Origin of the sequence: Photorhabdus sp. RM322S (assembly GCF_042879395.1) — a bacterium.
Taxonomy (GTDB): domain Bacteria; phylum Pseudomonadota; class Gammaproteobacteria; order Enterobacterales; family Enterobacteriaceae; genus Photorhabdus; species Photorhabdus khanii.
In genome coordinates, this window is sequence record NZ_JBHFKW010000014.1 from 15,214 (window position 1) to 29,863 (window position 14,650).

The 14,650-nt window shown below is 43.5% G+C and carries 12 protein-coding genes; 9 read left to right on the forward strand and 3 right to left on the reverse strand.

Annotated features, from left to right (window positions below; genetic code table 11):
- Nucleotides 1-40 precede the first annotated feature (40 nt).
- The 4 genes from ACGF63_RS10200 to ACGF63_RS10215 all read left to right on the forward strand — a co-directional run bounded on the left by ACGF63_RS10200 (nucleotide 41) and on the right by ACGF63_RS10215 (nucleotide 3,152).
- Complete coding sequence (locus tag ACGF63_RS10200) at nucleotides 41-826, forward strand: SDR family oxidoreductase (protein WP_036842528.1); 786 nt, start codon at nucleotides 41-43, stop codon at nucleotides 824-826.
- 67 nt (nucleotides 827-893) lie between these two features.
- On the forward strand, nucleotides 894-1,751 hold the full coding sequence (locus ACGF63_RS10205; RefSeq protein ID WP_387630494.1) for a co-chaperone YbbN: 858 nt from the start codon (nucleotides 894-896) through the stop codon (nucleotides 1,749-1,751).
- Nucleotides 1,752-1,773: 22 nt separating this feature from the next.
- Complete coding sequence (locus ACGF63_RS10210; RefSeq protein WP_036842526.1) at nucleotides 1,774-2,694, forward strand: SPFH domain-containing protein; 921 nt, start codon at nucleotides 1,774-1,776, stop codon at nucleotides 2,692-2,694.
- A 2-nt stretch (nucleotides 2,695-2,696) separates the two neighbouring features.
- Nucleotides 2,697-3,152, forward strand: a complete 456-nt coding sequence (locus tag ACGF63_RS10215) for an NfeD family protein (RefSeq protein ID WP_036842524.1) — start codon at nucleotides 2,697-2,699, stop codon at nucleotides 3,150-3,152.
- Here the strand turns inward: ACGF63_RS10215 and cueR are convergent.
- Nucleotides 3,146-3,544 carry a Cu(I)-responsive transcriptional regulator gene (gene cueR / locus ACGF63_RS10220; protein WP_036842522.1) on the reverse strand — a complete coding sequence of 133 codons (399 nt, stop codon included), beginning with the start codon at nucleotides 3,542-3,544 and terminating at the stop codon, nucleotides 3,146-3,148. The genes ACGF63_RS10215 and cueR overlap by 7 nt on opposite strands.
- A 142-nt stretch (nucleotides 3,545-3,686) precedes the next feature.
- On the opposite strand from cueR, the gene copA reads away from it, so the two are divergent.
- The 3 genes from copA to ybaK all read left to right on the forward strand — a co-directional run bounded on the left by copA (nucleotide 3,687) and on the right by ybaK (nucleotide 8,138).
- Complete coding sequence (copA, locus tag ACGF63_RS10225; RefSeq protein WP_387630499.1) at nucleotides 3,687-6,431, forward strand: copper-exporting P-type ATPase CopA; 2,745 nt, start codon at nucleotides 3,687-3,689, stop codon at nucleotides 6,429-6,431.
- Between the two features lie 232 nt (nucleotides 6,432-6,663).
- A complete protein-coding gene (locus ACGF63_RS10230) occupies nucleotides 6,664-7,479 on the forward strand; it encodes a TraB/GumN family protein (protein ID WP_387630502.1) in 816 nt (271 codons plus the stop codon).
- Between the two features lie 182 nt (nucleotides 7,480-7,661).
- Nucleotides 7,662-8,138, forward strand: a complete 477-nt coding sequence (ybaK, locus tag ACGF63_RS10235) for a Cys-tRNA(Pro)/Cys-tRNA(Cys) deacylase YbaK (protein ID WP_152962511.1) — start codon at nucleotides 7,662-7,664, stop codon at nucleotides 8,136-8,138.
- Between the two features lie 59 nt (nucleotides 8,139-8,197).
- Here the strand turns inward: ybaK and ushA are convergent, their stop codons facing one another.
- Complete coding sequence (ushA, locus tag ACGF63_RS10240; protein WP_387630506.1) at nucleotides 8,198-9,856, reverse strand: bifunctional UDP-sugar hydrolase/5'-nucleotidase UshA; 1,659 nt, start codon at nucleotides 9,854-9,856, stop codon at nucleotides 8,198-8,200.
- Between the two features lie 253 nt (nucleotides 9,857-10,109).
- Here ushA and ACGF63_RS10245 point away from each other — a divergent pair, with 253 nt between their 5' ends.
- Nucleotides 10,110-11,327, forward strand: a complete 1,218-nt coding sequence (locus tag ACGF63_RS10245) for an MFS transporter (RefSeq protein ID WP_152962513.1) — start codon at nucleotides 10,110-10,112, stop codon at nucleotides 11,325-11,327.
- A gap of 241 nt (nucleotides 11,328-11,568) precedes the next feature.
- Entirely contained in the window at nucleotides 11,569-13,275 is a 1,707-nt protein-coding gene (gene ybaL / locus ACGF63_RS10250) for a YbaL family putative K(+) efflux transporter (RefSeq protein ID WP_387630509.1), read from the forward strand.
- A gap of 206 nt (nucleotides 13,276-13,481) precedes the next feature.
- Here ybaL and ACGF63_RS10255 read toward each other — a convergent pair whose 3' ends face one another.
- Nucleotides 13,482-14,093 (reverse strand): LysE family translocator, encoded by a 612-nt coding sequence (locus ACGF63_RS10255; protein ID WP_036842502.1) that lies wholly within the window; start codon nucleotides 14,091-14,093, stop codon nucleotides 13,482-13,484.
- Nucleotides 14,094-14,650: the final 557 nt, after the last annotated feature.

A 14,650-nucleotide genomic window follows, 5' to 3' on the forward strand; every position in this document is an offset into this window, starting at 1 on the left:
ATCAGTTTTTACAAATTGATGTATATAAGCAGGTAAAGTTATGCAAAAGTCAGTTCTTATCACCGGCTGTTCCAGTGGAATTGGTCTGGAGGCGGCCAAGACACTCCATCAACGGGGCTATCGAGTATTAGCCGCCTGCCGGAAACCCGAGGATTTACAACATATGCGCGAATTAGGGCTGGAACCTATCGCATTGGATCTTGATGATAAAATCAGTGTCGAACGTGCCGCTGCCGAAGTGATCCGATTAACCAATGGTCGCCTTTACGGACTGTTTAATAATGGCGGCTTTGGTATTTATGGTCCGCTAAATACTATCAGCCGTGAACAACTGGAACGCCAATTCTCTACCAATTTGTTTGGTACACATCAACTTACCTGTTTATTACTTCCAGCAATGCAACTGCATGGTGAAGGCCGTATTATCCAAACCAGTTCAGTCATGGGGCTGATTTCAACCCCAGGCCGCGGTGCTTATTCTGCCAGTAAATATGCTTTAGAAGCATGGTCAGACGCATTAAGAATGGAATTGGCGGGAACAGGAATTAAATCCTGCTTGATTGTACCTGGCCCGATAAAAACACGTTTTGCAGAAAATGTGAATCAGACTCAACGCGATAAACCCGTGGTAAATTCTAGAATTGCCCGCCATTTCACCCTGACTCCCGAAGCCGTTGTGCGCAAACTGATTCATGCTTTAGAAAGTCCGAATCCTAGATTACGTTATCCGGTTACTTGGATAACCCATGCTGTAACCATTATGCGCCGAATTTTGCCGGGAAGATTAATGGATAAAATACTGAGTAAACAGAGTGGTACAACTTGAAAGTCAGGAAAATAACCTCATCTGTTTAATAAGACCCTACGACAACCGAATTTAAGAGACTAATTATATGCTATCAACCACAACTGGAATTAACGTTAACGAAAGTAATCTGCAACAAACTGTTGAACAGTCTATGACTGTACCTGTTTTATTTTATTTTTGGTCTGAACATAGCCCCCACTGTCAAGAATTGGGCGTAATTCTGGATAAACTGGCAGCAGAATATGCAGATCAATTTATATTGGCAAAAGTAGATTGCGATAAAGAACAAATGGTCGCTTCACAGTTTGGCTTACGGGCCATTCCTACTGTCTATATGCTGCAACAAGGCCGACCAGTAGATGGTTTTCAGGGGCCACAACCTGAAAATGCGATCAGAGAGATGCTTTCCCGCGTATTGCCCAAGCCGGAAGAGTTGAAAGCCGCCCAAGCCGAAGAACTTATCGCGGAAGGAAAACTCCAAGAAGCACTGCCACTGTTAAAAGAAGCCTGGCAATTAGCCCCTAAAAACAGTGAAATTGCATTAATGTTGACCAAAGTGCAAATTATGCTCAATAATATAGAAGAAGCTCAGGAAATTCTGAATCTTATCCCATTACAGGATCAAGACACGCATTATCATAGTTTACTGGCTCAAATTGAGTTACAAAAGCAAGCAGCAGATACACCAGAGATCCAGCAATTGCAACAGGAATTCTCCACTCAACCGGAAAATGCAGATCTGGCTGTTAAGCTGGCTCTGAAATTGCATGAAGTAAGCCGTAATGAAGAAGCTCTGGAACTATTATTGGGCTTCCTGAAAAAGGATCTTTCTGCCGCTAATGGTGCAGTACGGAAAACAATGATGGATATTATGTCTGCAATGGGAACCGGTAACGCTCTGGCGTCGAAATACCGTCGCCAAGTTTATTCGCTGCTTTACTAATTTATTTGATTAAGGAATTGCTATGGACTTATTTGCTTTTGGTGCCGTCCCTATTCTGATATTCATTGCAGTGGTGGTTGTATTTACTTGCGTAAAAACAGTGCCACAGGGTTATCAATGGACGGTAGAACGCTTCGGCCGTTATACCCGGACTTTATTACCGGGCCTGCATATTATTATCCCTTTTATCGATCGCATTGGCCGTAAGATTAACATGATGGAACAAGTGCTGGATATTCCTTCACAGGAAGTTATTTCCCGCGATAACGCCAATGTGACTATTGATGCAGTCTGCTTTATTCAAGTTGTCGATCCTGTTCGGGCCGCCTATGAAGTCAGCAATCTTGAGCTCTCCATCATTAACCTGACTATGACGAACTTCCGTACCGTTTTGGGTTCAATGGAACTGGACGAAATGCTGTCGCAGCGTGATTCCATCAACAGCCGTCTATTGCATATTGTTGATGAAGCCACTAACCCGTGGGGCGTGAAAATTACCCGTATTGAAATCCGTGATGTGCGCCCACCGAAGGAATTAATTTCCGCCATGAACGCCCAGATGAAAGCAGAACGTACCAAACGTGCTGATATTCTGGAAGCGGAAGGTATCCGTCAGGCGGCGATTTTGAAAGCCGAAGGTGAAAAACAGTCTCAGATTCTGAAAGCCGAAGGGGAACGTCAGTCCGCGTTCCTTCAGGCAGAAGCGCGTGAGCGTGCCGCTGAAGCAGAAGCTCGCGCAACCAAAATGGTTTCTGACGCGATCTCTGACGGTAATATGCAAGCCATTAACTACTTTGTTGCCCAGAAATATACCGATGCACTGACCAGTATTGGCGCCTCCGGTAACAGCAAGGTGATTATGATGCCGCTGGAAGCCAGCAATCTTATGGGGGCTATTGGTGGTATTGCTGAACTGATTGGCGAGAGCAAAAAAGGTAAATAACCATGATTGCACAGATTGCGGCTCAAACAACCTGGCTTTGGTTCTCTTTCGGCGGTTTACTGTTAATCGCAGAGCTTCTGGGAACCGGCGGCTATCTGTTATGGACCGGTATAGCCGCTATCGTTGTTGCGTTTATCACCTGGTTACTACCTGGAATAGACTGGGAATTACAAGGTATTCTGTTTGCAACTCTGACGCTGCTCTCTGCGGTGCTATGGCGCTACTGGTTACGTAGCCGCCCGTCAAAAGGCAGCGATACGCTGAACCAGAAAGACCACCAGCTCATCGGTACCCGGGCTAAACTGATTGCGAATACCGAAAATGGTTACAGCCGGATCAGGCTTGCTGATGGAAGCTGGCGAGTTCATTGTAACAGTGAACTACCCGCCAATACCGAAGTAGAAGTCATCGCTGTTGATGGCATTACACTGAAAGTAAAACCCGTCGATTCTCAATGAGAACAGCAACCAGACAAATGATCTATGATGGGGCACGCCGCCCCATCATCTCCTGGGCACTCTTCCGCCAAAGCTAACAACTTACTTCTGATTTCCTGTAACTCTTTAATCGTCTTTTCTATCTGAGCCACTTTATGCAACGTTGCCGCTTTTACATCGGCACTGTGACGGTTGGGATTTCGAAATAACACTAAAAACTCACGACACTCCTCAAGCGTAAAACCGACCTGCTTCGCCTGACGCAACAGCGTTAACTCATCAATATGTTTCTGCTGATAATAACGGTAGCCATTATCACCTCTTTCCGGCGGTGTGATCAGATCCTTTTCTTCATAAAACCGAATAGCTTTACTGGTCAGGCCGGTTCTTTGGGCAATTTCACTGATGTTCATTTTTTCCCCTTGACCTTACCCTTGAGGGAAGGTTTAACCTTCGCAACAAGTCAGAAATTCACTTGAACTGTGTAGATATCATCATCAATTATCATACCGATGTGAAGAATAATTATATCACTATGTGTTAGGAGATTTTTTTATGTCACATACCACTATTTTAACATTACAGGGACTCTCCTGTATGCACTGTGTTAACCGTGTGAAAAAAGCACTGGAAAATCGTGCCGATGTAGAGCAAGCAGATATTACTATTGATTATGCCAAAGTAACCGGCGAAACCGCTCCTGAGTCTTTAATCGAAACGATTAAAGAAGCGGGTTACCAAGCCACCATTGCCAGCCAGCCTGATGTCGAACTAGAACTTTCTGGCCTGAGTTGTATGCATTGTGCAGGTACTGCACGTAAAGCACTGGAAGCCGTAGATGGCGTTATCGCCGCAAATGTGAATACTGAAACCGCTAAAGTTTATGGTAAAACCGATACCTATACGTTGATTGCCGCCATTGAGCAGGCGGGTTATCACGCAAAACTGGCTGCCGGTCAAAACCTCCCAAAATCTAAGCCGCTGACAATACCTGCTTCACCTGCTTCAAACAGACCGGAACCTTTGGCAGCGGCAACCTCTTCTATTCCGGTCGAAAAAACTGATGTATTTCTGGTCAGTGACAGAGATGACAGTATCCAGTTACTGCTGGATGGTATGACCTGTGCCAGCTGTGTGAACAAAGTTCAAAAAGCATTGCAAAGTGTCGATGGCGTGGAAAATGCCAGAGTGAACCTTGCTGAACGCAGTGCTTTGATTACTGGCAGCGCATTACCCGACACACTGATTCAAGCCGTGGAAAAAGCCGGATATGGTGCAGAGCTGATCCAGGACGAAACTGAACGTCGTGAGCGCCAGCAACAAGTTTCTGAAGCCAATATGCGCCGTTTCCGCTGGCAATCGGCATTAGCCTTGGTTGTCGGTATTCCAGCCATGGTATGGGGCATGATGGGCGACAATATGATGCTCACCCCGGCAAACCATAACATCTGGCTAACTATCGGGATTATCACGCTTGCCGTAATGATTTTTGCTGGTGGTCATTTCTATCGCAACGCGTGGCAAAGCCTGAAAAACGGTAGTGCCACAATGGACACCCTAGTGGCATTAGGAACAGGTGCCGCTTGGTTTTACTCTACCAGTGTCAATCTATGGCCGGATGTTTTTCCCCCACAAGCCCGTCACCTTTATTACGAAGCCAGTGCCATGATTATCGGTTTGATAAACCTGGGACATGCTCTGGAACAGCGTGCCCGCCAGCGCTCCTCAAAAGCACTGGAACGCCTGCTGGATCTGACACCACCCACCGCCCGTGTGGTGACAGAAAATGGTGAAAAAGAGATACCTTTGGCTGATGTTAAACCGGGAATGACATTGCGTTTGACGACGGGTGATCGTGTTCCGGTTGATGGCGAAATCATTCAGGGTGAAGTCTGGCTAGATGAGGCGATGCTGACCGGTGAGCCGATTCCACAACAGAAATCCAGAGGCGATAACGTTCACGCGGGTACAACTGTGCAGGATGGTACCGTACTGTTTACTGCCGCCGCAGTCGGCAGCCAGACGACATTAGCACGAATTATCAAACTGGTACGTCAGGCACAAAGTAGTAAACCCGAGATAGGTCAGTTAGCAGATAAAATCTCCTCCGTGTTTGTTCCGGTTGTTGTGGCGATTGCCATGATTGCAGGCGCCATTTGGTATTTCGTTGGTCCGGCACCACAAATTATGTATTCATTGGTCATTATTACCACGGTGCTGATTATTGCCTGTCCCTGTGCTCTTGGGCTGGCGACCCCTATGTCGATTATCTCGGGTGTTGGCCGCGCCGCAGAATTCGGGGTTCTGGTACGGGATGCCGATGCCCTGCAACAAGCAAGCGCACTGGACACCCTTGTTTTCGATAAGACCGGGACGCTGACTGAAGGTATGCCACAAGTTACTGATATCCATACTTTCAACGGATATAGTGAACAAAATGTATTGATTTGGGCAGGCGCTCTGGAAAGTGGTTCTAACCATCCATTAGCCAAAGCAGTTCTTGCCAAAGCCGAAGGACTGGAATTACCGCAAGTTGAACAATTCCGCACTCTGGCTGGACTGGGTATCAGCGGTGAAGTGAATGGTACAGCACTGTTGCTGGGTAATCAGGCATTACTGGAACAAAATCAAATTGATACACAGGAATTAAAACCGCTGATTGCTCAACAGGCAGAAAAAGGTATCACGCCAGTTATTCTGGCGGCAGGCGGCAAAGCGGCGGCAGTGCTGTCAATTCGTGACCCATTGCGTGAAGACACCCTTAGCGCACTGAAACGATTACATCATCAGGGCTACCGTTTAGTGATGCTGACTGGAGATAACCCGGTGACTGCCAATGCAATTGCCAAAGAAGCGAGTATTGATCAGGTGATCGCGGGTGTGTTACCAGATGGCAAGGCCGCAGCTATTCAGAAGCTTCAGGCAGCAGGCCACAAGGTTGCTATGGTGGGGGATGGTATTAACGATGCGCCCGCACTGGCACAAGCTGATGTTGGGATAGCAATGGGCGGCGGTAGTGATATCGCTATTGAAACCGCAGCAATAACACTGATGCGTCACAGTCTGCATGGTGTGGCTGATGCGGTTGAACTGTCCAAAGGAACGCTGCGTAATATGAAACAGAACCTGTTGGGCGCATTTATTTACAACACATTAGGGATTCCAATTGCCGCCGGTGTGCTCTATCCCTTTACCGGAACATTGTTAGATCCGGTGGTAGCAGGTGCAGCGATGGCGCTTTCTTCAATTACGGTGGTAAGTAACGCTAACCGATTACTGAGGTTTAAGCCTAAATTCTGAATCACCAGAGAAATGAGTCTGCTTTGATGATGTTAATCAAGGAATGCCCCAATAACAGGGTCTTCGTGCTCAGCCCCTGCGGCTGGCAAGGTAAATGAAGGAGGGAGAGAAAATTTCCTTGTATGCTGATAACAGTAAAGGAATATTCAATGAAGATACAGCAGAAGTACAGCTATAGTATTAGCCTGAAATAGAGTTAGCCTAAAAAAATAAATGCTGAACTGGAGTTCAAATGGGACGACTGATTAAATACCTTACCAATATGCTGGGGCTGAACTCATCATGCCGTTATCCTTATCCAGCTTGTGATATTACACTGACTGGAGGCCGATATCTGCATCTGGTAGGCAGTATTCATATGGGCACGGAAAACATGTTTCCACTTCCAGAAATATTAATGGAGCAGCTTAATCAATCCGATACATTAATCGTAGAAGCAGATATTACTCAGGCAGATTTCCCATTTCATGATGATGAGTTTCAATCGTATTCCCGTATTGAACAACGTCTATCCTCTGAAATGTATCAAGATTTTCAGCGCTGCTGCCATGAGATCCGGCAACACGAAGAATGGCTCAATTTATTACCCTCATGGCAAATCGCTTTAATTTTACAGGCTGAACAAGCGCAGAATCTTGGATTATCCCCTCACTATGGTATCGATTATCAGCTACTGAATGCAGCCAAAGCACGGGGGAAAACAATTATCGAACTGGAAGGTGCTGAATCACAGATTAAGTTACTCAATCAAATACCGAATAACGGCCTGCCACTACTGGAAGATACATTAGCCCATTGGTACGCCAATGCTCGCGCTTTACAAACGATGATAAGTTGGTGGATGGATTATCAGCCCGAACAGCAAAAACATGCTTTACCAACAACTTTCAGTGAAGAAATATATCAACTGCTGATGACTGAACGTAATAAGCAATGGAATCAGCGCTTACGGGAATTACCTGCCGGCCGGTATTTGATCGCTGTCGGAGCTTTGCACTTATATGGTGAGGGTAATTTGCCTCAGATGTTGATGGAAGAGCAGAGTTAAAAAAAGGCCAATATTTCTATTGGCCAGTCAAAAGAGGAATAACCTATTATTTTCGTTATTCTTATTATTCGGAGTATTACCCGTTTGTATAGCAGGCAACAGAGCCGAAATCAGAATATCAATTTCACAATTCTATTTCATCCGTTATCCTAGATTACAAAATTATCCTCTGTAATGAAATTATGACACCGGCGATCATTTTATTAGAAAAACAAAAAGTTAACTTTACTCTTCATACCTATGAACATGATACCAATGAGCATAACTTTGGTGATGAAGCGGCTAAGAAGTTAGGATTAAATGCCAGACAAGTGTTTAAAACGTTGCTGGTCGCACTTAATGGTGATGCTAAAAATTTAGTAGTCGCCATTACCCCCGTTTCAGGTCAACTGGATTTGAAAAAGGTCGCCAAAGTCTTTAAAGCCAAAAAAGCAGATATGGCTGATCCATACATAGCCCAAAAAATCACGGGTTATCTGGTCGGTGGGATCAGCCCGTTAGGACAGAAAAAACACTTACCAACAGTTATTGATAATCAGGCGCAGCAGTTCCCAACTATGTTTATCTCTGGCGGTAAACGGGGATTAGATATTGAACTGGCGCCTGCTGAGCTGTGTTGTTTGTTGAAGGGTACTTTTGCCGATATAGCAAAAGTTTAATCTCAATCCAAAAGGGCCGCCAGATTGGCAGCCCTTTCAATTCATCACCTTGTCAGGGATTATTGATAAACAATTTCACCTTTTGGCTCATAATCAGCCGCTTTCAGTGGTGAGTGCTTTTCGATATAGCCTTTCAGAACTTCTGCATCAACAAAACCGGTGTTGACATAGGTTGGGTAATTATCAATACGTGGGTAACCATCACCACCGATAGCGTTAAAATCAAGCATTGCTATGCGGTAAATTTTATTTGGCTCCAATGGCTTACCACCAACTTTTACCTCTTTAACACGTTTACCATCAGCAACCAGGCTGACATTCACGAACTGAGCATAAGCGCCAGAATCAACTTTCATATTCGCAATCGTCGCCAGATATTGTTCAACTTCGCTGCCTTTCATCTCAACGTAAACCAATGTGTTAGCAAATGGATGCACTTTCAACACATCTTTATAAGTGATGTCGCCTGATTCAATTGAATCACGAATACCACCACCACTCATAATCGCGAAATCAGCATCAGCGCGTTCCATCATGGCAGAAAGAACAACATGGGCCATATTAGTCTGAACAAAACGAACTTTGCTGCGATCTCCTTCCAATTTACCCTCAACAGAACCCACTTTTATACCAAGCTGTTTATCACCTTTATCCTGATAAGGCGTCAGCAACTTGATCATTTCCGGGTTTTGAGCAATTTCATGAGTGTAGTAAACACGTTCAGCAGAACCATCTTCCTTTTGCACTTTCTTCTTGAGATTAATGGGGATCAACTGATAGTGAGTCAGCTTTAATTCACCATTACGGAACTGGAAATCAGCACGACCAACATATTTGCCCCACTCGTGAGCCTGAACAATCCAGGTGCCATTCTGGCGATCAGGCGAACATGGTGTTCCTGGTACATAATCAATCTGTTTGTAGTTTTTATTTTCCGCAGACATACAGACCGGATCTTGTGAGTGACCACCGACAATCATATCCAGATAACTGGCAGGCAAACTACGCGCCATTTCAACATCACCCGGTGCATTGGAGCCATAATTACCATTGTCATAGTGTCCCATATGCGTTGCCGCAATAATGACATCTGGTTTTTCATTTTTCTTCAGTTCCTCAACCACTATTTTGGCTTCTGTCGCGGGAACACGAAATTCAACATCTGGGAAATTAGTAGGGTTGCCGATTTTAGCCGTATCATCGGTGGTCAGTCCGATAACCGCAATCTTTACACCCTGCTTATCAAAAATGGTATAAGGCTTGAACAAACGCTTACCAGTGCTTGTCTTGTAAATATTAGCCGCAAGGAAGGGAAAATTTGCCCATTTTTCCTGTTGAAGCAACACTTGCAAAGGATTATCAAACTCATGGTTGCCCAATGCCATCGCATCATAGCCCACCAGGTTCATACCTTTAAAATCAGGCTCTGCATCTTGCAAATCGGACTCTGGTACACCGGTATTAATATCTCCGCCGGAGAGCAGTAACACACTACCGCCTTTTTTGGCGATTTCCTGACGGATTTCATCAACGACCGTTTTCTGAGCGGCCAAACCATATTCGCCGTAGTCGTTATGCCAAAAATGACCATGATGGTCATTCGTGTGCAAAATAGTAATGTCATAGGTTTTGTCTTTTTCCCATGCATTTGCTATTGCTGGAAGTAGTGTCATAGAAACAACCAAAGCGCAAGCTGAGGTCTTAAACGAAAATCTCATGGTATATCTCCATGTTTTTTTAGTGAATTGCCATGCAAAAACAGCTTAAGAAGCTAACAAGGCGGGATTTATTGATAATTCTATGGGATAGGTCACTTATGCGATTATTAGAACATGCTTAGTTTCATCTTTTCGAACATCTTATCAAACTATTCTCTGAGATAGTAAAAAATCAACTATCAGCCTAATATATATTTAAGTGCAACAAATAACCAATGAACTCACTTCCAAATAAGATAGGTTGGCAGTTAATATGAGCGAACAGAGCAACACCACCATAGTTCCACCTCATGCAAGAAAAACCAGGAATACCGTTTTTACTATTCTTGGTGCGATCAGTATTTCACACTTGTTGAACGATATGATCCAATCGTTGATTCTGGCGATTTATCCTTTACTGCAATCAGAATTCAACCTGAGTTTTGTGCAAATTGGTATGATCACACTAACCTACCAGATTACTGCATCTTTATTACAACCACTGATAGGTCTTTATACCGATAAACATCCACAACCCTATTCACTGCCCATTGGGATGAGCTTTACCTTATCAGGTCTGTTACTGCTGGCCTATGCTGAAAGTTTCCCGATAATCTTATTAGCGTCTGCATTAGTTGGCACCGGCTCTTCGGTATTTCACCCTGAATCGTCACGCGTAGCACGCATGGCATCCGGTGGGCGCCACGGGCTGGCTCAATCTCTTTTTCAAGTCGGCGGTAATTTTGGCACTTCCCTCGGGCCTTTGCTAGCGGCTGCGTTTATCGCGCCTTATGGTAAAGGCAATGTCGGCTGGTTCTCTCTGGCTGCATTACTGGGAATTGTCGTGCTGTTGCAGGTCAGTAAATGGTATAAGACCCAAAATCATACAAAAAAAAATCAAGCCAAAACTGCCCCTGTTGTTAAAGTTTTATCAAGAAAAACAGTGATCAGTTCTCTGTCTATTCTGTTGATCTTAGTATTTTCCAAATATTTTTATCTCACCAGTATCAGCAGCTATTACACTTTTTACTTAATGCACAAATTTAGCATTTCTGTACAAAATGCCCAGCTTCATCTGTTCATCTTTTTATTCGCAGTTGCGGCAGGGACCATCATTGGCGGACCTATTGGTGATAAAATTGGCAGAAAGTACGTTATCTGGATATCAATCCTTGGCGTTGCACCTTTTACATTGATTCTGCCTTATGCTTCTCTGTACTGGACAAGCATACTGTCAGTGATTATTGGTGTGATTCTGGCATCTGCGTTTTCTGCAATCCTGGTATATGCTCAGGAGCTTATTCCGGGTAAAACCGGGATGGTATCCGGCCTGTTTTTCGGACTAGCTTTTGGTATGGGAGGTATCGGCGCCGCGGTACTAGGTTACATTGCGGACAGAACAAGTATTGAACTAGTTTATCAGATTTGTGCTTTTCTGCCGTTACTTGGAATATTTACCGCACTATTACCTAATATAGAAGATAAGAACTAAAAAAATCGCCAAACAGCCCCACATAAAAGTTATTTTTTATGTGGGAGTAACCTTTATATACCTCATAAATGTTCAAACAGATCAATACAAATCGATGTTACGGGTAGTTTAATCCTTTCAATCCATATTTTTTGATGTTTTATTCATTTTTTTAGCGAATTTACCTCGAATTACCTATAAGATACGGTTACACCTACCTCTTCACTATTCTATTTAATAGCCTCAGCAAGAAGGAGTCTTAATGGAGCATTCGACACCACTTATCACCACTCTCGTTGGCGGGTTCGTCCTCGCTTATCTGCTTGGTATGCTGGCACAACGTCTGAAAATCTCACCACTGGTTGGTTATCTTACCGCCGGTGTACTCGCTGGTCCTTTCACCCCCGGTTTTGTCGCTGACGCATCACTGGCACCGGAACTGGCAGAAATTGGTGTTATCTTATTAATGTTTGGTGTCGGGCTGCATTTTTCACTCAAAGATCTGCTGGCAGTAAAATCCATCGCTATCCCCGGTGCTATTGCGCAAATATTGGTAGCAACACTACTTGGAGTAGGGCTATCAGCAATACTGGGTTGGGAATTATTTAGCGGTATCGTCTTTGGTCTCTGCCTGTCAACTGCCAGTACTGTCGTTCTGTTACGAGCGCTGGAAGAGCGTCAACTGATCGATAGCCAACGAGGTCAAATAGCTATCGGCTGGCTGATTGTTGAAGATCTGGCGATGGTCCTGACACTGGTATTACTGCCTGCGGCTGCCGGTATTCTGGGTAATCACGAAGCCAATGCTGGGCAGTTATTTATGGAACTCGCCATTACCGTCGGAAAAGTTATCGCGTTTATTCTGCTGATGATTGTTGTTGGCCGCCGTCTAATTCCGTGGGTACTGGCAAAAACCGCCAGTACCGGCTCCAGAGAACTATTTACCCTTGCCGTACTGGTTATCGCGCTGGGTATCGCTTACGGTGCCGTTACGCTATTTGATGCCTCATTCGCTCTAGGTGCATTCTTCGCCGGTATGGTACTGAACGAATCAGAACTCAGCCACCGGGCTGCTCAAGATACATTGCCACTCCGAGATGCTTTCGCTGTTCTGTTCTTCGTATCCGTTGGTATGCTGTTTGATCCGATGGTACTGATTCAGCAACCGCTCGAGATACTGGCAACGCTGGCAATTATTATTATCGGTAAATCTGCCGCTGCAATGTTGCTGGTAAAGATGTTCGGTCATTCACGCCGTACTGCGCTGACGATTTCGGTCAGTCTGGCACAAATCGGTGAATTTGCCTTTATTCTGGCGGGTCTTGGCGTTGCACTTGGCTTGCTTGACGGAAATGCCCGTAACCTTGTTCTGGCTGGTGCGATTGTTTCTATCATGCTAAACCCAGTTCTGTTTAGCCTGCTGGATCGTTATCTGGAAAAAACAGAAACAATTGAAGAACAACTACTGGAAGAAACTCTGGAAGAAGAGACGCAAATTCCTGTCAATATCTGTGATCACACTATTGTTGTCGGCTACGGACGCACGGGTAGCTTACTATGCCAACGCTTGCAGGAAAACGGGTTCCCTCTGGTTGTGATTGAAAATACCAGAGCCAAATTTGAGGAACTGGGTGAACAAGGTATCAGTGCAGTCATGGGTAACGCCGCCAGCAAAGATATAATGTCGCTGGCACGCTTGGACTGTGCTTGTTCCCTATTACTAACAATCCCTAATGGTTATGAAGCAGGTGAGATTGTCGCCAGCGCAAGAGAAATCCGCCCGGATATTAATATTATTGTCCGTGCTGACTATGATGACGAAGTTACCTATATTACGGAGCGTGGAGCTAGCCATATCATTATTGGCGAACACGAAATTGCCAAAACAATGGCAAATGTGCTGGTAAATGGTGAACAAGGTTATCCGGTTGAACCTCCCTCTGTATCGCCCTCTTCGCCATCGCTTTGAGGAAATGCCGCTGATAATGGAATAATTTCCTATCCATAACCGAGCTGGGTCATGACTTTTATCATATGAGATATCCCATGACCCATTTTACTCAATTTTAGAACAGAGAAAATCAAACACGAATTCGACAGTCTCCAGTATCTTTTTGGATAAATCTTCTTTTTTAAAAAAAAAATAGGAAAACAATATCAAATCTCAATATTATATCAGAGATATAAAATACCCTTGATTGAGGAGTAAAACATGGAGAATGAGAAAACGGATAGTACTAAAGAAGCAAAACGATAAAACAGATTAGGTTTTAAACGACCCGCTTCCTGTCCTTCCCGATATAGTATTTTTCCCACCCCCGTCCAAATCAGGGAAACGGGTAACAACGCACAAACAAAAGTCGTCATGGAAAAGATATAATCTACCCACTGAGTGAACGCAGTAAAAGGTAATACATATGTAGCAAATACAAAAGCTTTGGGATTAAGTAAAGTGGTAAATAACACAACGTTGAAACAGACTTTCACCCCATTTTTGCTTAATGAAAAATGCCAAACTTTAAAAGCCAGATAAGCAATGTATGTTGAAGCACAAAGCTTTAAAACTAATATCAACCATATGAAAGTCTGAGGAATTATGGATAACAATAATCCCCATAAACTAATTGCTATTAGATAACCCAACATCTCAGCCAATACCAGCCTGAGAGTGCTAATAAAACCATGTGAATATCCAGATAATACTAAAAGGGTATTTGTCGGTCCAGGCATCATTAAGACCATAGTCAACATGCCGGCAATTTTCACATAATCATAATAACTACTCATAGTATCCTTAGATAATAATTTATCATTTAAATTGTATATAGGAAATCCTTGGTATAAGTTCTATTATATACTTCTTTTTTTTCAAATTAACAATATAAAATCATGGTCATTAAATGCTATTACTTTCTCTTTCCAGCTATTAATTAATACCAAAAAGATATTTCTCAACCCTGAAACAACCAATCCCATAATCGCCACAAGGTCAGTTATTATATAATCACAAAAACGCCTAATAATATCATTAGACAATAACACACAATTCAAATTATATATAAACACCTTAGTAAGAGTTATACCATATAATTCTTTTTTATAAAATTAGCCATATAAAAATATAGTCATTAGGTGCTTTATTTTACCTTAGCAGCTATTAACTTCATCCTTTGTTCAAATGCTAATAATCTCAATGTATATTCAGATACATCCCAATGGTTTCAATCCAATAACAAACAAGACTGAAAAAATCTTGTATCAACATTAATATAAAAGTCAAAAAATTACGGCAGAAAAGCAATATCTCCCTGAATAATCTTTATAAATTATTAACCATATCTAAA

Bases quoted from the DNA above. Each gene is read 5' to 3' on its own strand.
- ACGF63_RS10200 (WP_036842528.1), top strand. From the start codon at position 41: ATGCAAAAGTCAGTTCTTATCACCGGCTGTTCCAGTGGAATTGGTCTG.
- ACGF63_RS10205 (WP_387630494.1), top strand. From the start codon at position 894: ATGCTATCAACCACAACTGGAATTAACGTTAACGAAAGTAATCTGCAA.
- ACGF63_RS10210 (WP_036842526.1), top strand. From the start codon at position 1,774: ATGGACTTATTTGCTTTTGGTGCCGTCCCTATTCTGATATTCATTGCA.
- ACGF63_RS10215 (WP_036842524.1), top strand. From the start codon at position 2,697: ATGATTGCACAGATTGCGGCTCAAACAACCTGGCTTTGGTTCTCTTTC.
- cueR (WP_036842522.1), bottom strand. From the start codon at position 3,544: ATGAACATCAGTGAAATTGCCCAAAGAACCGGCCTGACCAGTAAAGCT.
- copA (WP_387630499.1), top strand. From the start codon at position 3,687: ATGTCACATACCACTATTTTAACATTACAGGGACTCTCCTGTATGCAC.
- ACGF63_RS10230 (WP_387630502.1), top strand. From the start codon at position 6,664: ATGGGACGACTGATTAAATACCTTACCAATATGCTGGGGCTGAACTCA.
- ybaK (WP_152962511.1), top strand. From the start codon at position 7,662: ATGACACCGGCGATCATTTTATTAGAAAAACAAAAAGTTAACTTTACT.
- ushA (WP_387630506.1), bottom strand. From the start codon at position 9,856: ATGAGATTTTCGTTTAAGACCTCAGCTTGCGCTTTGGTTGTTTCTATG.
- ACGF63_RS10245 (WP_152962513.1), top strand. From the start codon at position 10,110: ATGAGCGAACAGAGCAACACCACCATAGTTCCACCTCATGCAAGAAAA.
- ybaL (WP_387630509.1), top strand. From the start codon at position 11,569: ATGGAGCATTCGACACCACTTATCACCACTCTCGTTGGCGGGTTCGTC.
- ACGF63_RS10255 (WP_036842502.1), bottom strand. From the start codon at position 14,093: ATGAGTAGTTATTATGATTATGTGAAAATTGCCGGCATGTTGACTATG.